This window comes from Micromonospora chalcea (genome assembly GCF_002926165.1).
GTDB lineage: Bacteria > Actinomycetota > Actinomycetes > Mycobacteriales > Micromonosporaceae > Micromonospora > Micromonospora chalcea.
In genome coordinates, this window is record NZ_MAGP01000151.1 from 12,911 (window position 1) to 37,429 (window position 24,519).

Sequence of the window (24,519 nt, forward strand, 5' to 3'; positions counted from 1 at the left end):
CGCCCAGCGGGTACGTCGTTCGGGGTATGGCGGAACCCTACGACGACCCTCTTCCGCATCGCCAGATGCAAATGGCTAGATCCAAAACAGCGGCTGGGTGGATTGCTCAGGCTCGATCGGACAGGCAGGATCGGGGCCACGCCGGCAAGGTAGTCCGCCGGCCGCCGGATGCTGTGCGCGCGGGCTCCCGCGCGGACGGCGGGCGACGACGCTCCCGGGTGGCCCCGCTCAGCGCTCGCCCGCCGGTGGAGGCGCGGCGCCGCGCAGCACCAGCGCGCTGTTGAACCCGTCGAAGCCGCGCGCGCCGACCAGCGCGATCCGGCTGCGCGGCGGGCGGGGCTGCCGCAGGAACGTCAGCTCGCAGCCGGGCGCGGGCTCGTCCGGGCCGGCCGAGGCGGGCAGCATCCCGCGGCGGAACGCCAGCAGCGCGGTGGCCGCGTCCAGCGCGGACCCACCCTGGTGCGCCCGGCCGGTCAGCGGCTTCTGGGTGGTCACCGGCGGGGTCCGATCGCCGAAGACGGCACGCAACGCGGTCGCCTCGGCCCGGTCGTACGCGGGCACCCCGAGCGCGTCCGGCCAGATCACGTCCACGTCGTGCGGGCGTACCCCGGCGCGTTCCAGCGCCAGCCGCAGCGCCCGGGCGTAGTGCGCCGGGTCGGGGCCGGTGGCCGGGTCGGTGGGCGCGGCGTCGTGGGTGGCGGCCCAGCCGGTGATCTCCCCGTAGACGCGCGCGCCCCGCGCCAGCGCGTGTCCCAGCTCCTCGACCACGAAGACCGCGCCGCCCTCGGCCGGCACGTAGCCGCTGGCCGCGACGTCGAACGGCCGGTACGCGGCCTGCGGGTCGGACACGTCGCTGAGCAGGCCGGAGCGCAGCTGGCAGGCGAGCGCGTACGGGCTCAGCGGACACTCGGTGGCCCCGGCGATCACCACCGGCGTGCCCCGGCGGACGGTGCGCACCGCGTGCGCGAGGCTGTCCAGCCCGCCGGCCGACTCGGATACGGTCACCCCGGACGGCCCCTTGAACTGGTGGCGGATCGACAGCTGGCCCACACTGGCCGCGTAGAACCAGGCGATCGACTGGTACGCCCCGACGGTGCGGGTCGGCCCGCCCCACAGCCGCTGCAGCTCCCGCTGGCCGAACAGGTTGCCGCCGGAGGAACTGGCGAGCGTGACCGCCCACTGGTACGGGTCGGGCGACACCTCGGGCAGCCCGGCGTCGGCCAGCGCCAGCCTGGTCGCGGCGAAGCCGAGGTGGGTCCACCTGTCGGTCTGCACCCGCTGCCGGGTGTCGCTGAACCCGGCCGGGTCGAAGTCGGACACCTCCCCGGCCACCCGGGTCGGGTAGCGCTCCGGGTCGAACAGCGTGATCGGCCCGATGCGCCGGGTGCCGGCCAGCACGGTGTTCCAGTGCGCCTCGGCGCCGATCCCGCTGGGCGCGACCACACCGATGCCCGTCACCACGGCCCGCGCGGTCATGTCGGCACCGCCGCCAGCCGGCGGAACACCATCGCGGACTGGAAGCCGCCGAACCCGCTGCCCACCGACAGCGCCACGTTTACCGGCACCTCCCGCGCCTCGTTCGGCACGTAGTCCAGGTCGCACTCCGGGTCGCGGGTGGTCCAGTTCGCCGTGGGCGGGACCACGCCGTACTCGATGGCCAGCGCGCAGGCGGCCATCTCGATCGAGCCGATGGCGCCGAGCGAGTGGCCGACCATCGACTTGATCGAGCTGATCGGCACCCGGTACGCGGTCTCCCCCAGCGCCCGTTTGAACGCTGCGGTCTCGTGCCTGTCGTTCTGCCGGGTGCCGGAGCCGTGCGCGCTGACGTACGACACGGCCGACGGGGCGAGCCGGGCCTGCCGCAGCGCGTCGCTGATGGCCACCGCCATCTCCGCGCCGTCCGGGCGCAGCCCGGTCATGTGGAAGCCGTTGCTGCGGCTGGCGTACCCGGCGACCTCGCAGTACACGTGCGCGCCCCGGCGGCGGGCGTGCTCGGCCTCCTCCAGCACCAGCACGGCGGCGCCCTCGGCGAGGACGAACCCGTGCCGGTCGGCGTCGAACGGCCGGGAGGCGTGCTCCGGGTCGTCGTTGTCCGGGCTGGTCGCGCCGATCGCGTCGAACGAGGCGACGGTGACCGGGGAGATCGGCGAGTCGGCCGCCCCGGCCAGCACCACGTCGGCCTCGCCGTCGGCGACGAGCTGGTGGGCGTACCCGATCGCGTCGATGCCGGAGGTGCAGCCGGTGGAGACGACCTGCGCCGGGCCGTGCAGGCCGTGCCGGCACGCCACGTCGGCGGCCAGGCTGCTGGGCACCAGCGCCTGGTAGAGGTACGGCCCGCCGAGCGCGTGGTCGACCAGCCAGTGCCGGCCGGAGTCGCTGACCCGCACGTACTCCTGTTCCAGGGCCATGGTCCCGCCGACGGCGGTGCCGAGCACCACCCCGGCGCGTTCGCGCTGCGCGTCGGTGAGGACGAGTCCGCTGTCCGCGAGCGCCTCGGCGGAGCAGGCGAGCGCGAACTGCACGTACCGGTCGGCGCGCTGCCGCTCGGCGAGCGTGATCCCGGCGGCGTCCGGGTCGAAGTCGCACTCGGCGGCGATCTGCGAGCGGAACGGCGACGGGTCGAAGAAGCTGATCCGCCGGGTCGCGGTGCGGCCCTCGGTGATCGTCTTCCAGAACCGGTCCCGGGTGGCGCCGCCGGGCGCGACGACGCCCACGCCGGTGACCACGGTGCGCCGGCCGGTCACGACGGCTCCCGTGGCGGCGGGGCAGCGCTCTCGGTGTCGACGTGGCCGAGTTCCGGGCGTGGGGCGAGCGGTCCGAGGTGGAACACCACCTCGGCGGGCTCGTCGCCGGTGTTGCGCAGCCGGTGCCGCACGTCCTTCGGCACGTAGAGCGCCTCCCCGGCGGCGAGCGGCACCGGCACGTCGTCCAGGTCGACGGTGATCGCGCCGCGCGCGACGTAGAGGAACTCCTCGCTGTACGGGTGGTAGTGCTCGGCGATCCGCTCCCCCGGCGCGAGCGTGGCCACGCCCATGAATCCGGAGGTGCTGCCGACCGTCTTCGGGCCGAGCAGGACCCGCAGCTCCCCGCCGCGGCGGCGGTCGGCCGGCACGTCGTGGACGGAGACCCGGGCGGTGGTGGTGTCGGTCATCGGGTGCCTCCCGCGTACGCCCGCTCGATCTTCTCCTTGATCACGGCGAGCTGGATCGCGCTGTTGGTGTTGATCCGGTCGGTCATGCCGGCGTTGTCGACCGGCGCGGTCGGCTTCATCGCGAAGTCCTGCGTCCACGTCATCCGGGTGCCGTCGGGGATCTCCTCGTACCGCCAGTGGATGCGCATGTACTCGAACGGCCCGGTCTCGACGCGCCGGGCGTGCACCTCGCGGGTGGCCGGGTCGGCGGTGCGTTCGCTGACCCAGCTCCACGCCACGCCGTTCTCGTCGGGGTGCATGGTGAGCCGGAAGCGGAGCGTGTCGCCGTCACGGTGCAGGATCTCGGCGACCGCGTACTCGGTGAACAGCTCGGGCCACCGGGCCACGTCGTTGGTGATCTCCCAGACCAGCGGCAGCGGCGCGTCGATCTCCACCGCGTTCTCGGTGTGCCCGGGCGGATCGGCCTTGCGGGCGACCAGGTCGGCGGCGCGGGCGATGCTGAGCTGCCCGGCCTGTTCCGGGATCTTCACCCGCCACCGGTCGGCCACCACCGCGGACAGTTCGAGCAGCGCCAGCGAGTCCATGCCCAGCTCCTCCAGGCTCGCGGCGGGCGTGCTGGCGGCGGCGTCCGGGTCCAGGCCGCAGTGCGTGACCAGGATGTCGGTGATCTCGCGGGCGAGCGGGCGGTCGGGGGCGACTGTCATCGGTTCCTCCAGGTGGTCGGGCCGGCGGCGGGCACGGCGCGAACGGGGGTACGGCCGGCCGGGTCGGCCTCGGCGCGCGGGTCGGGCACCGCCGACCGCAGCCGCGGTACGACGGCGCCGGCGTGGGCGCCGTCGGCCCGCTCGCCGGCCGGGGCGCTGTCGGCGCTCCCGGCGTCGGCGGCGCTCCCGACGGGCCCGTCGGTGGCCACGGCGGGCGGGGTGAGCAGGCGTTCCACCAGGGCGGTGGTGTGCCGGGCGGCCCGGAACGCGGGGTCGCGCAGCACCCGCCGGGCGAACGGAATCGTGGTACGCACACCCGGACCGGCCACGTCGAACTCGGCCAGCGCCCGGTCGAGCCGGTCCAGCGCGGCGTCCCGGTCCGGCGCCCAGACCGCCACCTTCGCCAGCAGCGAGTCGTAGTGCGGGCTGACCAGGTAGCCGGCGTGCCCGTGGGTGTCGACCCGGGTGAACGGGCCGCCGGGCGGCCGGAACCGGTCCAGCCGGCCGGGCGCGGGCGCGAAGTCGCGGTCCGGGTCCTCCACGTTGACCCGGCACTCGATCGCCACGCCGGTCAGCCGGACGTCGGACTGACGCAGGCGCAGCGGGGTGCCGTACGCGATGTGCAGCTGCTCCTGCACCAGGTCCACGCCGGTGACCATCTCGGTGACCGGGTGTTCCACCTGGATCCGGCAGTTGATCTCCAGGAAGTGGCAGCGTTCCGCCTCGTCCACCAGGAACTCCACGGTGCCGGCGCCGGTGAAGCCGACCGACAGCGCGCCGCGCAGCGCCACCTCGGCGACGGTGTCCAGGGTGGCCTGCCGCAGCGCGGGCGCGGGCGCCTCCTCGATCAGCTTCTGGTGCCGGCGCTGCACCGAGCAGTCCCGGGTGCCCAGGTGCACGCCGTTGCCCTGGCCGTCGCAGAGCACCTGAACCTCGACGTGGCGGGCGTCGGCGAGGTACCGCTCGACGTACACCCGGTCGTCGCCGAACGCGACCTGCGCGGCGGCGCGGGTACGGGCGTACGCGCGGGGCAGCTCGGCGGCCGCGCGCACCACAGTCATGCCGCGCCCGCCCCCGCCCGCAGCGGCCTTCACGATCACCGGGTAGCCCACGTCGGCGGCCACCTCCTGCGCCTCGGCGGCCGTCGCCAGCGTCCGGACGCTGCCCGGCGGCAGCGGCAGCCCGGCGGCGCTCATCAGCGCCCGCGCCGTCGACTTGTCCGCGAGCGCGGCCATCACCTGCGGCGGCGGGCCGACGAAGACCAACCCGTTCTCCGCGCAGATCTCGGCGAAGTCGGCGTCCTCGGACAGGAAGCCGTACCCGGGGTGGACCGCCTGCGCGCCGGTCTGCCGGGCCGCCTCCACGATCGCCGCCGCGTTGAGGTAGCTGCGCCGGCTGGCCGCCGGGCCGATCCGGACCGCCTCGTCGGCCAGCCGCACCGGCAGCGAGTCGGCGTCGGCGCTGGAGTGCACCACCACGGTGCGCACACCCAGCTCCCGGCAGGCGCGCAGCACCCGCAGCGCGATCTCGCCCCGGTTGGCGATCAGCACCTTGTCGAACATCAGCCGTCCTGTCCGGTGACCGGTTCCAGGGCGATCAGCGGCTGGTCGTACTCGACGGGCTTGCCGTCGTCGACAAGCACCTCGACCACCCGTCCGGCCTGGCCGGCGGTCACCTCGTTCATCAGCTTCATGGCCTCGACGATGCCGACCACCTGGCCCGGCCGGACCACGTCGCCGACCGCGACGAACGGCATCGCCCCGGGCTCGGGAGCCCGGTAGAACGTGCCCACCACCGGCGAGCGCACGGCCGGCCGGTCGACCGGCGGCGCCGTCTGCCGGGCGGGATCCTCGATGCGCGCGGCCACCGGTTCGGTCCCGGCGCGCGGCGCCGGCGCCGCCGGGTCGTGCCACTCGACCTCCAGCACCGACTCGCCGCTGCGCAGCCGCACCCGGCGCACCGGCCCGGCCAGGTCCGCGACGAGCTTGCGGGCCTGCCGGCGCAGCCCGTCGAGCACCTGCTCGGACTCCACGTCGGCCATCACGCCACCTCCGGCCGCTCGGCGGCGCGCGCCGTCGCGGCGGGACCGGCGGTGGCCGAGCGGGCCGCCCCGAAGCGGCGGAACCGCTGACGCCGTCGGCGGACCAGCGTGGCGGGAGGCACGGTGAGCAACGGGGCGAGGTTCGCCGCGACCGCCCGGCGCAGCAGCTCGGCCGCGCCGGCCGGGTCGGCGTGCGCGGCCGGCCGCGGCTCCGGCACCAGCTCGTCGACCACGCCGAGGCGGCACAGGTCGGCGCCGGTGAGCCGTAACGCGCGGGCCGCCTGCGGCGCCGCCGAGCTGTCCGGCCAGAGGATCGCGGCGCAGCCCTCGGGGCTGATCACCGAGTAGACCGCGTGTTCCAGCATGAGCACCCGGTCGGCGACCGCGAGCGCGAGCGCGCCGCCGCTGCCGCCCTCGCCGGTGACCACCGCCACCACCGGCGTGGGCAGCACGGTGAGCGCGAGGATGTTCTCCGCGATCGCCGCCGCCTGGCCCTGCTGCTCGGCGGTCACCCCTGGGTCCGCGCCGGGCGTGTCCACGAGCGTCACCACCGGCAGCCGCAGCCGCGCCGCGAGACGCATCAACCGCAGCGCCTTGCGGTGCCCGGCCGGGCTGGCCATGCCGAAGTTGCGGGTGACCAGCTCGGCGGTGGTGTGTCCCTTCTGGTGGCCGATCACCATCACCGGCCGGCCGTCGAGACGGGCGATGCCGCCGACGACGGCCGGGCAGTCCGCGCCGAGCCGGTCCCCGTGCAGCTCCACGAACCCATCGAACGCGGTCTCCAGATAGTCCAGTGTGGTCGGGCGGCCCGGGTGCCGCGCCGTGCGTACCGTCTCCCACGGGTCGCGGTCCGGCGCGGCGGCCACGGTGCTCACGGCCGGCGCCGGGCGCGGCGCGGGCGCGCCCACCGGCGCGCGGCGGCCGGAGTGGGCGGCGGCGAGCAGCGCGGCGAGCCGGCCGCGCAGCGCGTGCCGGGGCACCACCATGTCCACCTGGCCGTGGCGCAGCAGGTACTCGGCGGTCTGGAAGCCCTCCGGCAGCGTGGCGCCGGTGACCTGGCGGATCACCCGGGGGCCGGCGAAGCCCAGCCGGGCGCCGCTCTCGGCGAGCACCAGGTCGGTGTTTGTGGCGAAGGAGGCGGCCACCCCGCCGTACGTGGGATCGGTGACCACGCTGACCGTCAGCAGACCCGCCTCGCGCATCCCCGCGAGGGCCTGGCTGACAGTGGCCATCTGCATCAGCGACAGCGCGCCCTCCTGCATCCGCGCGCCGCCGGACGCGGCCGCCAGCACCAGCGGGACGTCGTCGGCCAGGGCCCGCTCGGCGGTCCGGGTGATCAGCTCACCGACCGCGCAGCCGAGGCTGCCGCCGAGGAAGCGGAAGTCCATCACCGCCAGCGCCACCGGGTGCCCGCCCACCCGGGCGGTGCCGCAGAGCACCGCCTCGTCCAGGCCGGTCGCCGCGCGGGCCGCGCCGAGCCGGTGCGGGTACGGCAGCGCGTCGACGAACTCGATCGGGTCGACGCGTACCGCCCGGTCCGGCAGCGGCGTGAACGAGTCCGGGTCGGCGAGCTGCGCCACCCGGTCCGGCGCGTCGAGCCGGGCGTGCGAGCCGCACTCCGGGCACACGTCCAGGTTGCGGCGCAGCCGCTTGCGGTAGAGCAGCGACGCGCAGCCGTCGCACCGGGACCACAGCTGCTCGTCGCGCGGCGCGGTGGTGGTCACTGAAGCCGCCCGGCGGCGTCGTGCAGGTGGGCCGGGGCGTCGTACCGGTAGAAGCAGTGCGCCATCGCGTCGCGGGGCGAGCGCCAGGTCGGCAGGTACGGCGAGATGTACGGCCGCAGCCGCTCGCTGATCCGGATGAACTCCGGGTGCCCGCGGTTGTCCTCCACCGCGCCCTGCGCCGGCGTCTCCGTCTCCAGCAGATGGACGTAGAGATCGTGCAGCCGGTACAGCGAGCGGTGCCGGACACCGACCAGGCCGGGCAGCTCGGTCGCGTCGGACTCGGCGAAGATCTCGGCCACCCGGTCCTCGGCCGTGGGCACCACCTTGGCGACGATGAGCGAACGGTCCATTCGCGGCCTCCCTGCGTACGTCCCGGTGCGCGGCGAACCGGTCGCGCCGCACGGATTGCCACACGGTGCCGCCAGGGCCGTCTACCGGGCGTCAACCGCACCCCATCGCGCCACAAACATGGTGACGCTGCGTTGACGGGAGCTGTGCGTGAGCTATGGGAAGATCACCTTTCGGTTTCCGGGCGGCGACACTTTTTCGCAGATCACAGGCGTGTTACGGGTCCGCGCCGGACGGTCAGGTGGCCGACCGACCGTTGACTGAGAGTAACAGGCATTGATATTCTCCGTCTCGGTCAGCCCGGCCACGGTGGAGGTTCCGGACCGTGGTGGAGGCGTTCCGACACCGGCGTCGCGGGCGACGGGCCGGGAGACGACGGTCGGGACGAGGGTTCCGGTGCTGGGGGGTGCGCCGTGTCGGGTGGATCGAGGATGCCGACGGCGGGCGAACCCGCCCCACGGGTGGCACTGCACCTGCTCGGCGGTTTCCAGTTGCTGCACGAGGACACTCCGGTGGTCGTACCCCGGGGGTTGCAGCGCGTCATCGCCCTGATCGGCCTGCGCCCGGCCGCCACCCGCAGCCACCTCGCCGGTCTGCTCTGGCCCGAGACCCCCGAGGAGCGCGCGCTGTCGTCGCTGCGGACCGCGCTGTGGCGGCTGCGGCAGGACCCGTGCTGCCCGCTGCGCACCGACGGCGACACCGTCCGCCTCGGACCGACCGTCCGCCTCGACGTGGACGACCTGGTGGAGACGGCCACCCGGGTACGCGAAGGCGCAGTCCCCCGCGGCGCCGCCGGCGCCGGACGCCACGACCTGCTCCCCGGCTGGTACGACGACTGGGTGCTGCTGGAACGCGAACGGCTGCGCCAGCTGCGCCTGCACATGCTGGAGGAACTCGCCGGCAACCACCTCACCGCCGGCCGGCACGGCGAGGCGCTCGAGGCCGCGCTGGAGGCGATGGCCGCCGAACCGCTGCGGGAGACCCCGCACCGCCTGGTGGTCCGCATCCACCTGGCCGAGGGCAACGCGTTCGAGGCGGTCCACTCCTTCTACGTCTACCGTGACCTGCTCCTGCGCGAACTGCGCCTGGAACCGTCCCCGGCCATGACCGCGCTGCTGGACGACACGCTCGCGCCGATCCGGCGGGCCAGCCGCCCGGAACCGCCGCCGCCGCGCCGCACGGACCGGGCCGCCAAGGCGGCACCGCCATCAATCCCCCGGGGTACGCGGTGACGGCGAGGTGACAGCGCGACCGGCACGGTGAGCTCAGCACCGCGCGGCAGAGGGGGTCACACGATGAGTCGACTGTTGGTGGTCAGCCGGATCGTGCCGGGCGCACAGGGACGGGTGGCGCAGATCTTCGCCGAGTCCGACGCGACGGAACTGCCCCACCTCACCGGCGTGCGGCACCGGTCCCTGTACTACCTGCACGACCTGTGCGTCCATCTGATGGAGACCGTCGACGTGGCGCCCGACCTGACCGCGGAACTACGCGACCACCCGCTCTACGAGCAGGTGAACAAGCGGCTGTCCGCGCACACCTCGCCGTACCTGCCGACCTGGGACTCGCCCCGGGACGCGGTGGCCGGCTGCTTCTACAGCTGGACCGCCGCCGGCACCCCTGCGCCCGACCGGATCCGCTGACCGGACACGGGCGACGGACGGGGCGCCCCGGAACCACGCACGGCACCCAGGTTCCGGGGCGCCTCCCGGCCGTGCACCATTCGATTCCCGACGCACGCTCGGTCACTCGCCGGCCACCGGCGGACACCACCCGTCCCGCAGTCGCGGCCCGGCACCAGCCTGCCTGTCGTCGTCGGCGCGCGTGTGCGAAGCTGCCCCGAGTCTTTCGCCACCGTCGTGCACGTACATAGAAGGAGGTTGGCCATGCCGTCGAGCTTCGGGCAGTGGCTGTTCGTGATCCTGGCCCTGCTCATCGGACTGGTCGCCGGCTGGGTGCTCTTCGGCCGCCGGCCCGGCGCCCCGGCGACGCCCACGGTGGAGGGCGCCCCCGCGGTGACCGCCACCGTTGACGAGCCGCGTCCGGTCGCCGTGGTCGACGAGCCGCCGGCGACCGCCACCGTGACCGAGCCCGCCCCCACCGAGTCCGCGACCGCCGAACCGGCCGTAGCCACCGCCGCCCGCACCGCCGACGAGCCGGCCGAGTCCTCCCCCGCCGCCTCCGACCCGGTCGGGTCTGAGCCAGCCACCGAGCCCGTTACCGCCGAGCCGGTCGGGTCTGAGCCGGCCACCGCCGAGCCCGTCGTGTCTGAGTCGGTCACTGCCGAGCCCGTCGCCGCCGAGCCCATTGTGTCCGAGCCCGCTGCCTCCGAGCCGGTCGGGTCCGAACCGGTCAGCGCCGAGCCCGTCGTTTCCGAGCCCGTTGCCTCCGCACCCGTTGCCTCCGAGCGGGTCGAGTCCGAGCCCGTCGGTGCCGAGCCGGTGTCGCCCTCGGCCGACGCCGAGCCGGTTGCCGCGCCCGTGGCCGACGCCGAGCCGGCTCCGGCCGTCGTTGACTCCGACTCGGTGACGGTTCCGGCCACCGTTGACGCCGAGCCGGTGGCGGCTTCGGCAACCCTCGCCGAGGACGAGCCCGCCACGGAGAAGCAGCCCGCGGTCGGCACGGCCGTCGACGCGCCGGCCACCGAGGCCGCGCCGGTCGAGGCCATCGAGCCGGTCGCCGTGCCCGCGCCGCGTACTTCGGTCGAGAATGTCCCGGCCGCGGCGGACACCGACGCGTCGGACGACTTCCGGCGAATCCAGGGCATCGGGCCGAAGCTGGCCGCCGCCCTGCAGGACGCCGGGATCCGCACCTACCGGCAGCTCGCCGAGCTGGACGAGGCTGCACTGCGGCAGACGGTGAAGGCCGCCGGCCTGCGCTCCGCGCCGGGTCTGGCCACCTGGCCGCAGCAGGCGAAGGTGCTGGCGGGTGCCGGCGCTGAGGCCGATCGGGTGCTCCCGGCCGGTACCGAGTAGACGCTCCTCCGTGTTCCGGGCCGGTGGTGACGATCGTCGCCACCGGCCCGGCGCGTTTCCCGCCCCACCAGAACCCCGAAGTGGTGACATCACCGCGCGACCATCAGCCACCACCCGGACCGGTATGTCGGAAAACTGACCGCTTGCGGACAGGCATCGCTACGGTCGGTGAGGGGCCCTCACGGCCCGCCGCACGAACCGCCACCCGCAGGAGCATGTCGTGCCCACCGCAGCGCCGGAGCCCGGCCGGCGACCGCCGGTCCGCGATCCGGAGGCGCCGCGCCGGGTGACGCTGCTCGAACTCTTCTTCGACCTGGTCTACGTGGCCGCGCTCGCGTTGATCTCACGTCACCTGGTCGGGTCGGTGACCTGGGAGCGGGCCGCCGAGTCCCTGGTCATGCTGATGGCGATCTGGTGGACCTGGGCGATCACCACGCTGGTCACCGACATCTACGATCCGCAGCGCACCGAGATCAAGCTGCTGATCGTGGCGGTGATGTTCGGCGCGCTGCTGATGACCACCGCCATCCCGGAGGCGTTCAGCTCCCGAGGGCTGGTGTTCGCCGGCACGTACGTGGCGATCCATCTCGGACGCGGCCTGTTCCTCATGCCCGCCGTACGGCGGCACCCGCAGAGCAACCAGCGGGCCCTGCGCATCTTCGTCTGGTTCGCCGTGTCGGCGGTGCCCTGGCTGGTCGGCGCGCTGGCCGCGCACGGCACCGCACGGCTTTTGCTCTGGTTCGGCGCCCTGGCCATCGACTACCTCGGATTCCGGCTGGCGTACCCGGTGCCGGTCCTGGGCGCGGTGCCGGACTCCCAGCGCAACGTGACCGCCGAGCACCTGTCCGAGCGGTACCAGCAGTTCTTCATCATCGCGCTCGGCGACGCCGTGCTGGTCGCCGGCACCGTGTTCAGCCTGCACCACTCCGAGGTGGAGAACCTGGCCGCCTTCACCGTCGCGTTCGCCACCACGCTGCTGCTCTGGCGCATCTACGTGCACAAGTCCGGTGAGCTGCTGCCGCACGCCATCGCCCGGGCCGCCCAGCCGAGCCGGTTCCTCAACACCGCGCCGTACACCCATCTGATGATGGTGGCGGGCGTGGTGACCACCGCGGCGGGCTTCGACCTGGTGCTGCTGGAGCCGACCGGGCACACGCCACCGGCCTGGCTGGCGGTGATCCTCGGCGGGCCGGCGCTGTTCCTGACCGGGCGGGCCGCCTTCGAGTACGAGGTGTTCAGCCGGGTGTCGTCGTCCCGGCCGGGCGGGGTGCTGGCGCTGCTCACGATCGCGCCGGCCGGGTTGTTCCTCGCGCCGGTCTACGCCTCGGCCGGGGCGATGCTGGTGCTGGCCGGGGTGGCGTCCGCCGACTACCGCCGCAGCCGGGGCCGCCCGCCGGAGGAGCCGATGCCGCCGCACTGAGCGGGCGCCGCCGGTAATCGGAATCGGCCGCGCCGGGCACCAGCGCGCCGTTTGGCGGATCACCCGCCCGGGGTACATGGCCTCCACCTCGAATCCACCACAACCCCAGTGGAGGCAACTGATGCGCGGCACCTCGATATTCGGCGTCCTGGTCGTCATCTGGCTCATCATCGGTGCCATCGCCGCCGGTCAGCGCGGCTACTACGGCAACGACGAGACGAACTGCGCGGAGGCGGGCACGATCCTGGTCACCATCGTGGCCGGCCCGCTGAACTACATCGGCGCCAACCCGAAGGTGGACTGCAAGCTGCCCGAGCCCTCGAAGTAGATCACCTCCCGGCCCGCGCCCGCCCGGCGAGCGCGGGCCGTTCCGTGCCCGGGGCGCGGCACGCCACCACCCCTAAGGCGTCCTAGGAGGCTGGGTTTGGCCGGGGTTTGCCCGGCGGAGGGGCGGGAACGGCAGCGGTTCGCCGACGACGGAAACGGAGAACCGGGCATGCGGATCGGCTACAAGCTCGCCTCGGAGGCGTTCGGGCCCCGGGAACTCATCCGGCAGGCGATCCGGGCCGAGGAGGCCGGCTTCGACTTCGTCGAGATGAGCGACCACTACCACCCCTGGCTGGAGTCGCAGGGGCATTCCTGCTTCACCTGGAGCGCGCTCGGCGCGATCGCCGCCCGTACCAGCACGCTCGGCCTCGCCACCGGGGTCACCTGCCCCACCGTCCGCTACCACCCGGCGATCGTCGCGCAGGCCGCGGCGACCATGGCGCTGATCTCCGACGGGCGGTTCACGCTCGGAGTGGGCGCCGGCGAGCGGCTCAACGAGCACGTTATCGGGCAGGGTTTTCCCAGCGTACGGGGGCGGCACGAGCGGCTGCGCGAGGCGCTGGAGATCATCCGGTTGCTCTGGCAGGGCGGTTACCGGTCCTACGAGGGGCGGCACCTGAAGCTGGAGGACGCCCGGATCTGGGACCTGCCCGACGATCCGCCGGTGATCGCCGTGGCGGCCAGCGGCCGGGAGTCCGCCGGACTGGCCGCCGAGCTGGGCACCGGCCTGTTCGCCACCGAGCCGAAGTCGTCCATCGTCGACCAGTACCGCAACGCCGGCGGCCGGGGCCCCCGCTACGCGGAGGTGCCGATGGCCTGGGCCACCGACGAGGAGTCGGCGGTACGCGCGGCGAAGGAGACCAGCCGCTGGGCGGTCACCGGCTGGAAGGTGATGAGCGAGCTGCCGAACCCGGTGAACTTCGACGCCGCCACCACCTGGGTCGAGGACCACCACATCCGCAGGCAGTTCTCCGTCGGCCCGGACGCCGGGCCGCACGTGGAGAAGGCCCGCGCGTACGTCGAGGCCGGCTTCGACCACGTCGTGCTGCAGAACGCCGGCCCGGACCCGGACGGCTTCCTCGACTTCTGCGCCCGCGACCTGCTCGCCCGGGTCCGCGCCCTCGGGTCCTAGCCGGGCGGGTCAGCCGCCGACGTGGATGCCGGGACGGCGGGTGGGATCCGGCTCGGACTTGCGGATGATCTCCCGCACCACAGGCGGGGTGTCACCCCGGCCGAGGATGAGGTAGCGCAGCAGGTGAGCGATCGGGTTCCCCTCCGACCACTCGAAGTGGCAGTGCGGGCGTACCCCGGTGGCGTCGCGCAGCGCCAGCAGGATCGCGGCGATCGCGTTCGGCGCGGCCGGGCTGCTGGCACGCAGGATCCGGTAGCCGCCGGCCTCCACCCCGTGCACCCGCAGCACCTGGCTGAACTGCGACGGGTCGCTCACGTCGATCTCCAGGAAGAGCACGTCGGCGGCGCCGGGCACCGGGTTCATCGACCGTTGCGCCCGCTCCTTCACCCGGTACTCCTTGACCGACCCGCGCTGCCGCTTGTTGGCGATCAGGTGCAGCCGCCCGTCCCGGGCCACCGACTCGTCGACGAACCGGCGGGCCGTCTCGTCGAACTCGATCCGCTCGGCGCGCAGCTCGGTGGTCCGGGTGACCCGGGAGATCAGTGACACCGCGACGATCCCGGCGATGAAGAACCCGGAGATCGTGATCCCGTCGGGCTTGGCCACCACGTTCTCCGCCAGCGCGTACAGCAGCACGGCGGTGAGCAGCGCGAACCCGGCGCCGGCCGCGCGGCTGCCGGCCCGCAGCGCCGCGATGGTCACCGCTATCGCGCCGGAGACCATCATCGCCAGGATGCCCGTGGCGTACGCGCCGGCCTGGGCGTTGACGTCGGCGGCGAACGCGATGGTGATGGCGACGCTGATCGCGGTGTAGACCAGCACCACCGGGCGGACCGCGCGGCCCCACTCCGGCGCCATGCCGTACGACGGCAGGTAGCGCGGCACGATGTTGATCAGCCCGGCCATCGCCGAGGCGCCGGCGAACCAGAGGATGAGGATGCTGCTGATGTCGTAGACGGTGCCGAACGCCTGGCCGAGATGCTCGTGGGCGAGGAACGCGAGCGCCCGGCCGTTGGCCGGCCCGCCGGGCGCGAACGCCTCGGGCGGGATCAGCACGGTGGTCACGAACGTGGTGGCGATCAGGTAGACCGACATGATCAGCGCGGCGGCGGTGAGCAGCCGGCGGGTGTTGCGGATGCGGGCGGCCAGCCGCTGCTCCGGATCGGCGCCGCGGCCGCGCACCAGCGGCATCATGCTCACCCCGGTCTCGAAGCCGGACAGGCCGAGCACCAGCAGCGGGAACGCGAGCGCGCTGGTGGCCAGGACGTCCCCGGGTCCGCCGGCGTCGGCCAGCCGGCCGGTCCAGTCGGCCAGCGGCGCCGGGTCGGCGGCCAGTTCGGCCACGCCGGCGACCACCACCACCGCGTTCAGCGCCAGGAACACCGCGACGAGGGGGATGGCCACCTGCACCGCCTCGCTGAACCCGAGCAGGAACACGCCGCCGAGCACGAGCAGCAGCGCCACGGTGACCAGCACCGCCGCTGTCCGGCCGTGCGGGAACGCTGCGGGCAGGGCCGGGTTCTCCAGCAGGTGCACGCTGGCGTCGGCGGCGGAGAGCGTGATCGTGATGATCCACGAGGTGGCGACGAAGCCCAGCAGCACCAGCACGAAGACCTTGCCGCGCCAGAACGGCAGCAGCCGCTCCAGCATCGCCACCGAGCCCTGCCCGTGCGGGCTCTCCCGGGCCACGCGGCGGTACATCGGCAGCATCCCGAGCAGGGTCAGCGCCACGATCAGCAGGGTGGCCAGCGGACTGAGCGCGCCGGCTGCCACGACCGCGATGCCCGGCAGGTAGGACAGCGTGGAGAAGTAGTCGACGCCGGTCAGGCACATCACCTGCCACCACGGGTGCGACCGGGTCTGGTGCTCCCGTACCTCCGGGCCGACCGGTTCGACGCGGTGGGCGAACAGCCACCGGTGCAGCCGGCCGGGCGGTGGGGCCGGCCGGGCCGGGGCGGCCACCCGTTCCGGCAGCTCCGGCACGGGACGACCGGACCGCTCGGCGTGGTCGCCGTGCCGGCCCGCCCGGGCCGCCGCGGCGGCGTGCGCCTCCCGGCGCCGCTCCCGCGTACGCCTGGGCTGTTCCGCGTCCCCCGCCTGCCCCATCTGTTCCCCTTCGTCCCCTGGCAAAGACGGTAGGGGTTGTCCCGGTCGCGGCCCGGCCGAACCGGTCAAAGATCCGCTGCGCCGGCGGTCACCGCGTCGCGCAGCGCGTCGCCGTCGGCCACGGTGACGGTGACCGCCGGGTGCCGCAGCCACGGACCGGGCGCCAGTGCCGGCACCGGCTCGGCGAACCGCAGGCAGACCCCGGCGGCCAGGCCGGCGCCGAAGGTCACCCCGCCGTCGGCCAGCGACAGGTGCGGGCCGATCGCCCGCCACCAGCGGTACGGCCCGCTCAGCTCGGCACCGGTGACGTTGTCCCTGGTGGTGCGCAGCAGCCAGGGGCCGAACCGGACGAGCAGACCGTCCGGGCCCCAGTCGACCCAGGCCGTGGCGGGACGTACCCCGAGCAGCGCCAGGGGCAGCCGGAAGACCGGGTCGAAGCGGAACGGGAAACGGCGGGTCGGTTCGTCTCGCGGCACGGCGGCGACGTACCCGGTCGGGCGGGGCCGACACCCGCCGGCGGCGTTCCCGCGTCCCGCGCCCGGACGGCGGGACGCGGGAACCCCCCGTCCCGGCTACTGCAGGAACGCCCCGAGGGGCGACAGCAGCAGCCGGCCGAGCAGCGCGGCGTTGTCGTCCAGCCGCGTCCGCTCACACTCGCGGGCCTCCGGGTCGTGGCGGCAGCGCCAGATCTTCTGCGCGTTGCGCCAGGCCACGTTCCGGGTGTACTCCACCAGTTCGCCCTGGTACCAGTCGTCGATGTCACCGTTCACCATGTCGATCATGAGCTGCCAGTTGTCCAGGTAGCCCCGGCGCAGCTGCGGGATCCGCTCGGCGAAGATGTTGTTGATCTCCAGGTAGTCGCGGTGCTGGTCGCTGCCGTCGATCGGCTCGGAGTCCAGGCTGTCGAACGTCGTCACCAGGGCGAACGGCAGGTCGTAGTTGATGTGCGCGTTGACGCCCGCGGCGGCCGAGGGCAGCGGCCGGGCGTCCGGGCCGCGCATCCGCTTGAACAGGCACGCCCACGCCTTCGGCGTGCTCGGGCTGGAGTCGGTCCAGAACCGCAGCGCGTCGAAGTACCGGGCCGCGAACTCCACGTCCAGGCGGGCCAGGAACGCCGGGTCACGGAACCGGTCGTCGTACAGGCCGTCGAGCACGGTGCTGGTGATGACCAGGTAGAGCTTGTTGAAGTCGGCGAGCGGGCAGCTCTCCTCCAGCGGGGGGAGCCGGACCAGCAGATCCTGCAGCTTGGTGAGATGGTCCACGACCGCCGGCACGTCGGCCGGGTGATCGGCGAGCAACCCGACGATGTCCTGGTGCACAGGACCCCAGACCGGTTCGGTCATTTCTCCTCCACGATGGTCGGCGCCCCCACGACGCCACCGGCGCTCCGGCGCACAGCGTGCCAGCCGGCGCCCGCGCGCCGGATCGGTAGAACGACGTATTACCGACGTACGTCTATCCCGGACGGCTGCGCAGGAAGATCGCGCTGGCCTGCACCCGCGTACGGACCTGCAGCTTGTCGAAGATGTGCGAGACGTGGACGCCGATGGTCCGCTCACTGATGAACAGCCGCTGGCCGATCTCCCGGTTGGTCAGCCCCTCGGCGACCGCCGCGAGCACCTCCCGCTCCCGCGCGGTGAGCGTGGCCAGCTCGTCCACCGCGGGCCCGGCCGGCGCCGCCCGTGGCCGGGGCACCGGCGCGGGGCCGGGCGCGGCGTCCACGGTCACCCGGGCCCGCGAGGCGATGGTACGGATCTCCGCGGTCAGCGGCACCGCGCCGAGCGACTGGGCCATCTCGTACGCCTGGCGCAGCAGCTTGCCCGCGGTGGCCACCCGGCTGCGCCGTCCCAGCAGCGCCTCGGCCTGCCGCAACCGGGAGTACGCCGCCGGGTAGGGGTGGTTGCGCCGGTCCCACTCGAGCGCCGAACGCTCCCACAGCGCGGGGTCGCCACGGCCGTCGTCGAGCCGGCTCAGCTCGGCGTCGCAGAGCGCCAGGAACCCGTCGGCGACGTACCGCACCGGCGCGCCCGCCCGGGCGCTCTTGCGGGTCACCCGGTCGACCGCCTCGCGCAGCCGGCGTACCGCGTTCGGATCCGGCTCGATGGTGCGGCCGGCCGCGGCCTCCGCCTCCGCGCGCAGCCCGTGCCAGGCCAGCGTGGCCAGCACGATCACGTCGTCGGACCGGCTCTCGGTCAGGCCCCGCTGCACCGCCTGCCGGGCCAGGTCGTGCCGGCCCTGCCACATGGACAGGCCGGCGCGCAGGATGAGCATCGGCAGCACGTGCCGGGCGCCGCCGCCGGCCAGCATGGTGGCGACCGCCTCCAGGTCACGGTCGGACGCCTCGACGTCGCCGTACCCGACGGAGAGCCGGCACCGGGCCAGCAGCAGCTCGACCGCGTCGGCGCCGGAGGGGCGGTGCCGCAGCGCGGCGGCGACGACCTTCTCCGCCTCGGCCCACTGCCCCACCCGGAACAGCCCGTTCGTCGCCACCGCCAGCAGCCGGGTCTCCCAGGTGCGGCCCAGCCCCAGCTCGGCGACCCGCTCGGCGCCACGGCGGGCCACCACCACACCCTCCTCGAGGATGTTCAGCGGCCCGGTCATCAGGTCGGCCAGGTGCAGGTACGCGCACGCCACGTCCTCCGGGCCGCCGGAGCGCTCGGCGGTGTCCAGAGCGCGGCGCATGACCGCCAGCCCGGCGGCCGGATCCTCCAGGAACGCCTCGCTGAACCCGAGCGCGGCGCTGGCCATCACCACCTCGGAGGTGGAGCCCGGCACGTCGGCGGCGAGCGCGAGCGCCTCCCGGGCCTGCTCACCGGCCTCGGCGTAGCGGCCCAGGTGCAGCAGCAGCTCGGCCAGCCGGGCCGCGGCCGTGCAGCGCTCGTGCGGCGTGCAGTCGGGCGAGGCCAGCACCCGCCGGTACTCCTCCTCGGCCGGCGCGGACCGGCCCGCCGCGGCCAGGTAGCGGGCGCGGCGGATGTGCAGCGCGCAGACCGGCGGCCCGGACTCCTCGGCGGCCAGCTCCTCCAGCAGGGTCAGGGCGCGGGCGTGTTCCCCGCTGTGGTGCGCGGCCTCGGCGGCGTGGCTGAGCAGCTCGGCCCGGTCCACCTCGACCGGCTCGGGCCGGCCGCCGTCGGGCAGCACCGCAGGCGGCTCGGTGGCGAGCGTCAGCGCGGCCGACCAGTGGCGGTGCGCCTCGGCGTACCCGTGCAGCCGCTCCGCCTCGCGGGCGGCGGCCATCGCGGCGGGCAGCGCCCGGGCCGGCTCACCGGCGTGCCGCCAGTGGTGGGCCAGCCGGGCCTGGTGCAGCTCGCCCGGGGCGGCGGTGAGCGCCTCGGCGAAGCGGCGGTGCAGCGCGGCCCGCTCGGCCGGCAGCAGCTCGCTCGCCAGCACCTCGGCGACCAGCCGGTGGCGCAGCCGGTAGCCGTCGTCAGCGCCGACCAGCAGGCGGTGCGCCACCGCCTCGCGGACCGCGTCGAGCAGCTCCTCCTCGGGCAGCCGGACCACCTGGGCCAGCAGCCAGTGCTCGACCGGTTCGACGCCCACTGCCACCGCGTGCACCACGGCGTGCGCGGGCTGCGGCAGCGCGTCGACCCGGTCCAGGAACACCTCGCGCACGGTGTCGGAGATGCCGTCGCGGCCGTCGCGCCGGTCGCGGGCCAGTTCCTCGGCCACGAACGGGTTGCCGCCGCTGCGCCGCCAGAGCTGGTCGGCGGCCTCCGGCGGCAGCGGCGCCCCGACCACGGCGGCGGCCAGCTCGTCGGTGGCGGCCCGGTCCAGCGGCAGCAGATCGACCACCTGCACCGAGCGCAGCCGGCGCAGTTCGGTGAGGACCCGGCGCAGCGGGTGCGCGCCGCGCAGCGACTCGGCCCGGATCGCGGCCAGCACGGAGAGCTGCAGGTCGCCCAGACCGGCGAGCAGGTAGAGCAGGAGCTGCCGGGTGCTGCGGTCGACCCACTGCAGATCGTCGAGGACGAGCACCAGCGGCCGCCCGCCGGCCACCAGGTGCAGGCCCTGGGCGACGCGCTCCAGCAGCGCCCCGGCGCCGTCCGGGCCGGGCGTCTCCTCGTCGAAGACCTGCAACAGCCCGCGGATCGCCGACGCGGTACGCGCCTCGCCCTGCTCGGCGTCGAGCCGGCGCAACGCCTGGCGTACCGGGTGCAGCGGCGAGGCGTCGCCGATGTCCAGGCAGGCGCCGGTCAGCACCAGGGCCCCGGCCTGCCGCAGCTGGTCACCGACCTCGCTCAGCAGGCGGGTCTTGCCCACTCCGCTCTCACCGGTGAGGAACACCGCCCCGGTCTGCCCGGGCCGCAGGTCGTCGTAGAGCGCCGACCGCAGCGTCGCCATGGTGCCGGTGCGGCCGACGAGCGGTGCGGTGTCCACTTCGCTGGCCATGGGACGCAGCCTAGTCACAGGGCCCCGCACCGTTCTACGGCCTCGGGGTCGGACTCGTACTCCTCGCGTCGACTACACGACTAATGGTTGCGGGTGGCCGACATACGTCGTCCTACCGATCCCCCGAGAACCCGGTGGTGAAAGTCTTCGGAGGTCGTCAGGCACCGGACCAGGGAAAGGGTGGGTGCGATGTTGATCACCACGCCCGTGGGGAGTCGGGAAGCCGTCGTCGCGGCCTGCCCGCCGGTGCCGGAGGAACGCCGCACGGTGACCGTCCTCTTCGTCGACATCGTCGGCTCGACCCGCCTGGTCGAGCGGCTCGACCCGGAGGACCTGCGGGCCTTGCAACGCGCCTACTTCGGCACCGTCGCGTCGGTGCTGCGCCGCTGGCGGGGCGTGGTGGAGAAGTACGTCGGCGACGCGGTGATGGCGCTGTTCGGCGCGTCCGCTTCGGACGGCTTCGACGCGTACCGGGCGGTGCGGGCCGGGCTGGACATCCAGGCCGCGCTGGACCGGCGGCGGCCGGGCGGCGTCCGGCTGCGCGTGCGGGTCGGCGTGGCGACCGGCGAGGTGCTGCTCGACCTGGCCGGCGCCCGCGACGGCGGCCACGGCGCGGCGAGCGGCGCGGTCATCACCACCGCGGCCCGGCTCCAGGAGCACGCGCCGCCCGGTGGCGTGGTGGTCTGCCCGGTCACCCGCGACGCGGTGGCCGGCCTGGTCGAGCAGCGTCCACTGGCCACCATGACGCTCGCCGGCAAGTCGCTGCCGCTGGACGTGTGGCGGGTGACCGGGACCGCCGGGCGCCGGCCGGCGCGGCATCGCGCCCCGCTGGTCGGGCGACGGCGTGAGCTGGCCACCGCGGCCGAGGAGGTGACCGCCGCGCTCCGGCAGCGGCGTCCCCGGTGGATCTCGCTGGTCGGGCCGCCCGGCAGCGGCCGCAGCCGGCTGCTGCACGAGGTGATCCGCGCGGTGTCCCAGGTGGACGGTGTCCCGGTACTCCGGCGGGTGGCGTACTGCCCGCCGTACCCGGCCGGCGAGCTGGCGCCCCTGGCCGACCTGCTCCGCACCCGGGCCGAGGCGCCGCGCCCACTGCCGGGCGTGGCCGTCACCGACGGTCCGGGCGGCGGGGCGCTGGCCGCGTTCCTGGCCGCGCCGCACGACGACACCGCGGCGGCGCGGGCCGTGGTGGCCTGCCGGGAGGCGCTGCTCGGCCTGGCCGCCGACGCGCCCGTGGTGGTGGCCGTCGACGACCTGGACCGGGCCGCACCGGCGCTGCGCCGGTTCCTGCGCCAGCTCCACGTCGCGGCGAGCGACCGCGGGCTGCCGCTCGCGGTGGTCACCACGTACGGCTCCGGGTCGGCCGACCCGCTGCCCGCCCCGGGGACCCGGCGGATCCCGCTGCGCCCGCTGAGTCCGCTGGAGACCGGACGGCTGCTGCGGCACCTGCTCGGCCACACCGGCCGGCCGGCCGCGCTCGCCGCGCGGCTGCTCCCCCTGGCCGGCGGCAACCCGGCCGTCGCGACCGCGTACGCCCTGACCGACCCGGCGGACGAGCCGGCCGGCGTGCCCTCGGCCGCGCGGCGGCTGGTGGACGCCCGGCTGGACCGGCTGGACGGCACGCACCGGGCGGTGCTGATGGCCGCCGCCGCCCGCGGCGGCCCGGTCGCCGCCGCGACGGTGGAGGCGATGCTCGGCTGGCCCGCCGGCCGGGCCACGCCGGCGCTGCGCGCCCTGGCCGCGGCCGGACTGCTGCGGCCCGTCGCGCCGGGCGGGTGGACGGTCGAGCCGCTGGTGGCGCGGGTGGCCGCGCACCGGCTCTCCCGGGCCGTGCGAGCGGATTTCGCCCGCCGTCTTCGCGCCGCGTCCGGAGTCGGCGACATCGGCGCAATGGCGGACGGCGAGCGCGTCGCCGCCCGGGCCGGTGTCCGGACCGTCGGCGCGGCCGTACCGCCGGGGGTGGCCGGTGGCGGACGCGCCGCCGCCCGGACGGCCGGAGTGGGCGCGGGTCGGCATCCGGCCCGCGTCCCGGAGGACACCGCTGCCGGCTTCGCGCCGGGAGCGGGAACCGGTGTCCCCGCACGGGACCCCGACGAGCGGGAACTCTGCCCGCTCGGGGCGGGACGGTCGCGCCGGTCGGGTGGAGGGGCCCGACCGGCGCCCGGCCCGCCGGATCGGAGCGGCGTGCTCCGGGCGGTGCCCGGGCCGTCCTGGGCCGGACCGGCGACGGCCGGCGATCTCGCGGCGTGGCCCGGGTGGCGGACCGTCCCGTTACCCGGAGCCGCGGCGCGGCCTGAGAGGGCGGGCCACGCGCGGCGAAGAGCCGAGCCCGGCGGGTACGCGACTGGGCTCGCCGCATGACGGCGACGTCCGGGTCGGAGCGGGCACGGGGCCACTCCGGCCCGGGCGGCTCGTCGGGCGGTGGCCGTCAGCCGCGGGCGATGGTGCGGCTTCGTCCCCGGAACTCCGCCACCACCTCGTCGCCGCGCCGCACCGTGACGTCGTAGATGCCGCTGCGGCCCTGCCGGACCCGCTCGGTGGCGTACGCCTCCAGCACGTCGCCCTCGCGTACCGGTCGCAGGAAGCTGATCTCGCCGCCGGCCGCGACGGTGGCCGGGCCGTGGCTGTTGCAGGCGAGCGCGAACGCGGTGTCGGCGAGCAGGAACACGAAGCCGCCGTGCCCGATCGCGTGCCCGTTGAGCATCGCCGGGGTGACCCGCATCCGGGCCACGGCCGCGCCGTCGCCGGCCGAGACGAGTTCGATGCCGAGCCCCTTGGACGCCACGTCGGCGTCGAACATGTCGTGCGCCGCGGTGCGGCCGCCGTCGTCCGCCATGTCAGCGCTCCCGCCGCTGGTCGACGATGCGGCGCATCTTGCCCATCGACCGTTCCACCCCGTCCGGTTCGATCACCCGCACCGCGACGGAGACGCCGATGGTGTTCTTGAACTGCTCGGCCAGGGCCGCGCCGGCCCGTTCGGCCTCGTCGGCGGCGGCGTCCGCGCGCCGCTCCACGTGGACGGCGAGCGTGTCCATCCGCCCCCGCCGGTCGAGCACGCACTGGAAGTGCGGCGACAGGGCCGGGGTACGCAGGATCAGCTCCTCGATCTGCGTCGGGAAGACGTTCACCCCCCGGACGATCATCATGTCGTCGGTCCGTCCGGTGATCTTCTCGATCCGCCGCATCGGGCGGGCTGTGCCGGGCAGCAGCCGGGTCAGGTCCCGGGTGCGGTAGCGGACCACCGGCATGGCCTCCTTGGTCAGCGAGGTCAGCACCAGCTCGCCCCGCTGTCCGTCGGGCAGCACCTCCCCGGTCACCGGGTCGATGATCTCCGGGTAGAAGTGGTCCTCCCACAGGTGCAGGCCGTCCTTGGTCTCCACGCACTCGACCGCCACCCCCGGGCCCATCACCTCGGACAGGCCGTAGATGTCCAGCGCGTGCATGTCCAGGCGCTGCTCCAGCTCACGGCGCATGTCCTCGGTCCACGGCTCGGCGCCGAAGACGCCCACCCGCAGCGAGGTGGCGCGCGGGTCGACGCCCTGGCGTTCCATCTCGTCCACGATGGCGAGCATGTAGCTCGGGGTCACCATGATGACCTCCGGTTCCAGGTCGCGGATCAGCATGACCTGGCGCTCGGTCATGCCACCGGAGGCCGGGACGACGGTGCAGCCCAGCTCCTCGGCGCCGTAGTGCGCGCCGAGGCCGCCGGTGAACAGCCCGTAGCCGTACGCGACGTGCACCCGGTCACCGCGGCGGCCACCGGCGGCCCGGATCGAGCGGGCCATCAGCTTCGCCCAGGTGTCCAGGTCGGCGGGGGTGTAGCCGACCACAGTCGGGCGTCCGGTGGTGCCGGAGGACGCGTGCAGCCGGGCGATCCGCTCGCGGGGCACCGCGAACATGCCGAACGGGTAGTTCTCCCGCAGCTCCGCCTTCGTGGTGAACGGGAAGCGGGCCAGGTCGGTCAACTCGCGCAGGTCGCCCGGGTGCGCGCCGGCGTCGTCGAACGCGCGGCGGTAGTGCGGCACGTTGTCGTACGCGTGCCGCAGCGAGTGGCGCAGCCGGTCCAGCTGCAGGGCGCGCAGCTCGTCGACGCCGATCCGCTCGACGGGATCCAGCTCGTCCGGACGAGGGGTGCGGTCCTGCACGGCTTCCTCCTGGCGCGACGGGCCCCGGGCGCGGCCGCGCCGGGCGCTGCCGCCCAC

Annotated in this window: 21 protein-coding genes; 7 read left to right on the top strand and 14 right to left on the bottom strand. The window is 74.9% G+C overall.

Annotated features, from left to right (window positions below; all coding sequences use genetic code 11):
* Window positions 1–228 precede the first annotated feature (228 nt).
* Genes BAW75_RS25895 through BAW75_RS25930 form a run of 8 tightly spaced genes read right to left on the bottom strand, consistent with a single transcriptional unit; the run spans window position 229 to window position 7,970 of the window.
* Window positions 229–1,476, bottom strand: coding sequence for a beta-ketoacyl synthase N-terminal-like domain-containing protein (locus tag BAW75_RS25895; protein ID WP_104115205.1), 1,248 nt, complete (start codon window positions 1,474–1,476; stop codon window positions 229–231).
* Window positions 1,473–2,744 (bottom strand): beta-ketoacyl-[acyl-carrier-protein] synthase family protein, encoded by a 1,272-nt coding sequence (locus BAW75_RS25900; RefSeq protein ID WP_104115206.1) that lies wholly within the window; start codon window positions 2,742–2,744, stop codon window positions 1,473–1,475. The genes BAW75_RS25895 and BAW75_RS25900 overlap by 4 nt, the downstream gene beginning before the upstream one ends.
* Window positions 2,741–3,151, bottom strand: a complete 411-nt coding sequence (locus BAW75_RS25905) for a cupin domain-containing protein (protein WP_104115207.1) — start codon at window positions 3,149–3,151, stop codon at window positions 2,741–2,743. The genes BAW75_RS25900 and BAW75_RS25905 overlap by 4 nt, the downstream gene beginning before the upstream one ends.
* Window positions 3,148–3,855: an SRPBCC family protein gene (locus tag BAW75_RS25910; RefSeq protein ID WP_104115208.1), complete on the bottom strand. Its 708-nt coding sequence runs from the start codon at window positions 3,853–3,855 to the stop codon at window positions 3,148–3,150. Before BAW75_RS25910 ends, BAW75_RS25905 begins: the two co-directional genes overlap by 4 nt.
* Window positions 3,852–5,417 carry an acetyl-CoA carboxylase biotin carboxylase subunit gene (locus BAW75_RS25915; RefSeq protein WP_104115209.1) on the bottom strand — a complete coding sequence of 522 codons (1,566 nt, stop codon included), beginning with the start codon at window positions 5,415–5,417 and terminating at the stop codon, window positions 3,852–3,854. Before BAW75_RS25915 ends, BAW75_RS25910 begins: the two co-directional genes overlap by 4 nt.
* Complete coding sequence (accB, locus tag BAW75_RS25920) at window positions 5,417–5,896, bottom strand: acetyl-CoA carboxylase biotin carboxyl carrier protein (protein WP_064445760.1); 480 nt, start codon at window positions 5,894–5,896, stop codon at window positions 5,417–5,419. The genes BAW75_RS25915 and accB overlap by 1 nt, the downstream gene beginning before the upstream one ends.
* Window positions 5,896–7,620 (bottom strand): acetyl-CoA carboxylase carboxyltransferase subunit alpha, encoded by a 1,725-nt coding sequence (locus BAW75_RS25925; RefSeq protein ID WP_104115210.1) that lies wholly within the window; start codon window positions 7,618–7,620, stop codon window positions 5,896–5,898. The genes accB and BAW75_RS25925 overlap by 1 nt, the downstream gene beginning before the upstream one ends.
* Window positions 7,617–7,970, bottom strand: a complete 354-nt coding sequence (locus BAW75_RS25930; protein WP_043323608.1) for a TcmI family type II polyketide cyclase — start codon at window positions 7,968–7,970, stop codon at window positions 7,617–7,619. Before BAW75_RS25930 ends, BAW75_RS25925 begins: the two co-directional genes overlap by 4 nt.
* Before the next feature lie 429 nt (window positions 7,971–8,399).
* Here BAW75_RS25930 and BAW75_RS25935 point away from each other — a divergent pair, with 429 nt between their 5' ends.
* From BAW75_RS25935 to BAW75_RS25960, 6 genes are all read left to right on the top strand, one after another.
* On the top strand, window positions 8,400–9,200 hold the full coding sequence (locus BAW75_RS25935; protein WP_104115211.1) for an AfsR/SARP family transcriptional regulator: 801 nt from the start codon (window positions 8,400–8,402) through the stop codon (window positions 9,198–9,200).
* 63 nt (window positions 9,201–9,263) lie between these two features.
* Entirely contained in the window at window positions 9,264–9,611 is a 348-nt protein-coding gene (locus tag BAW75_RS25940) for a TcmI family type II polyketide cyclase (RefSeq protein ID WP_030504426.1), read from the top strand.
* Window positions 9,612–9,854: 243 nt separating this feature from the next.
* The gene (locus BAW75_RS33520) at window positions 9,855–10,943 is read left to right on the top strand and encodes a helix-hairpin-helix domain-containing protein (protein ID WP_104115212.1); all 1,089 of its coding nucleotides are present in this window, start codon (window positions 9,855–9,857) and stop codon (window positions 10,941–10,943) included.
* 220 nt (window positions 10,944–11,163) lie between these two features.
* Window positions 11,164–12,363, top strand: coding sequence for a low temperature requirement protein A (locus tag BAW75_RS25950; protein WP_064445757.1), 1,200 nt, complete (start codon window positions 11,164–11,166; stop codon window positions 12,361–12,363).
* Between the two features lie 121 nt (window positions 12,364–12,484).
* Window positions 12,485–12,691 (top strand): hypothetical protein, encoded by a 207-nt coding sequence (locus tag BAW75_RS25955; protein WP_030504423.1) that lies wholly within the window; start codon window positions 12,485–12,487, stop codon window positions 12,689–12,691.
* A gap of 168 nt (window positions 12,692–12,859) precedes the next feature.
* The gene (locus BAW75_RS25960) at window positions 12,860–13,822 is read left to right on the top strand and encodes a TIGR03557 family F420-dependent LLM class oxidoreductase (protein WP_104115213.1); all 963 of its coding nucleotides are present in this window, start codon (window positions 12,860–12,862) and stop codon (window positions 13,820–13,822) included.
* A gap of 9 nt (window positions 13,823–13,831) precedes the next feature.
* Here BAW75_RS25960 and BAW75_RS25965 read toward each other — a convergent pair whose 3' ends face one another.
* The 4 genes from BAW75_RS25965 to BAW75_RS25980 form a co-directional block, all read right to left on the bottom strand.
* Window positions 13,832–15,928: an APC family permease gene (locus BAW75_RS25965; protein ID WP_104115214.1), complete on the bottom strand. Its 2,097-nt coding sequence runs from the start codon at window positions 15,926–15,928 to the stop codon at window positions 13,832–13,834.
* A gap of 65 nt (window positions 15,929–15,993) precedes the next feature.
* Window positions 15,994–16,404 carry a hypothetical protein gene (locus BAW75_RS25970; protein WP_104115215.1) on the bottom strand — a complete coding sequence of 137 codons (411 nt, stop codon included), beginning with the start codon at window positions 16,402–16,404 and terminating at the stop codon, window positions 15,994–15,996.
* Window positions 16,405–16,500: 96 nt separating this feature from the next.
* Entirely contained in the window at window positions 16,501–17,271 is a 771-nt protein-coding gene (locus tag BAW75_RS25975) for a DUF5995 family protein (protein ID WP_043323591.1), read from the bottom strand.
* A gap of 112 nt (window positions 17,272–17,383) precedes the next feature.
* Window positions 17,384–20,320: a helix-turn-helix transcriptional regulator gene (locus tag BAW75_RS25980; RefSeq protein WP_064445755.1), complete on the bottom strand. Its 2,937-nt coding sequence runs from the start codon at window positions 20,318–20,320 to the stop codon at window positions 17,384–17,386.
* A 189-nt stretch (window positions 20,321–20,509) separates the two neighbouring features.
* Here BAW75_RS25980 and BAW75_RS25985 point away from each other — a divergent pair, with 189 nt between their 5' ends.
* Window positions 20,510–22,678 (top strand): adenylate/guanylate cyclase domain-containing protein, encoded by a 2,169-nt coding sequence (locus BAW75_RS25985; protein ID WP_104115216.1) that lies wholly within the window; start codon window positions 20,510–20,512, stop codon window positions 22,676–22,678.
* Between the two features lie 67 nt (window positions 22,679–22,745).
* Here the strand turns inward: BAW75_RS25985 and paaI are convergent, their stop codons facing one another.
* Window positions 22,746–23,153 carry a hydroxyphenylacetyl-CoA thioesterase PaaI gene (paaI, locus tag BAW75_RS25990; RefSeq protein ID WP_043323587.1) on the bottom strand — a complete coding sequence of 136 codons (408 nt, stop codon included), beginning with the start codon at window positions 23,151–23,153 and terminating at the stop codon, window positions 22,746–22,748.
* Between the two features lies 1 nt (window position 23,154).
* The coding region (gene paaK / locus BAW75_RS25995; protein WP_338109325.1) for a phenylacetate--CoA ligase PaaK at window positions 23,155–24,519 on the bottom strand (1,365 nt) is incomplete at its 5' end.

Bases quoted from the DNA above. Each gene is read 5' to 3' on its own strand.
- BAW75_RS25895 (WP_104115205.1), bottom strand. From the start codon at position 1,476: ATGACCGCGCGGGCCGTGGTGACGGGCATCGGTGTGGTCGCGCCCAGC.
- BAW75_RS25905 (WP_104115207.1), bottom strand. From the start codon at position 3,151: ATGACCGACACCACCACCGCCCGGGTCTCCGTCCACGACGTGCCGGCC.
- BAW75_RS25910 (WP_104115208.1), bottom strand. From the start codon at position 3,855: ATGACAGTCGCCCCCGACCGCCCGCTCGCCCGCGAGATCACCGACATC.
- BAW75_RS25915 (WP_104115209.1), bottom strand. From the start codon at position 5,417: ATGTTCGACAAGGTGCTGATCGCCAACCGGGGCGAGATCGCGCTGCGG.
- accB (WP_064445760.1), bottom strand. From the start codon at position 5,896: ATGGCCGACGTGGAGTCCGAGCAGGTGCTCGACGGGCTGCGCCGGCAG.
- BAW75_RS25930 (WP_043323608.1), bottom strand. From the start codon at position 7,970: ATGGACCGTTCGCTCATCGTCGCCAAGGTGGTGCCCACGGCCGAGGAC.
- BAW75_RS25935 (WP_104115211.1), top strand. From the start codon at position 8,400: ATGCCGACGGCGGGCGAACCCGCCCCACGGGTGGCACTGCACCTGCTC.
- BAW75_RS25940 (WP_030504426.1), top strand. From the start codon at position 9,264: ATGAGTCGACTGTTGGTGGTCAGCCGGATCGTGCCGGGCGCACAGGGA.
- BAW75_RS33520 (WP_104115212.1), top strand. From the start codon at position 9,855: ATGCCGTCGAGCTTCGGGCAGTGGCTGTTCGTGATCCTGGCCCTGCTC.
- BAW75_RS25955 (WP_030504423.1), top strand. From the start codon at position 12,485: ATGCGCGGCACCTCGATATTCGGCGTCCTGGTCGTCATCTGGCTCATC.
- BAW75_RS25960 (WP_104115213.1), top strand. From the start codon at position 12,860: ATGCGGATCGGCTACAAGCTCGCCTCGGAGGCGTTCGGGCCCCGGGAA.
- BAW75_RS25965 (WP_104115214.1), bottom strand. From the start codon at position 15,928: ATGGGGCAGGCGGGGGACGCGGAACAGCCCAGGCGTACGCGGGAGCGG.
- BAW75_RS25975 (WP_043323591.1), bottom strand. From the start codon at position 17,271: ATGACCGAACCGGTCTGGGGTCCTGTGCACCAGGACATCGTCGGGTTG.
- BAW75_RS25980 (WP_064445755.1), bottom strand. From the start codon at position 20,320: ATGGCCAGCGAAGTGGACACCGCACCGCTCGTCGGCCGCACCGGCACC.
- BAW75_RS25985 (WP_104115216.1), top strand. From the start codon at position 20,510: ATGTTGATCACCACGCCCGTGGGGAGTCGGGAAGCCGTCGTCGCGGCC.
- paaI (WP_043323587.1), bottom strand. From the start codon at position 23,153: ATGGCGGACGACGGCGGCCGCACCGCGGCGCACGACATGTTCGACGCC.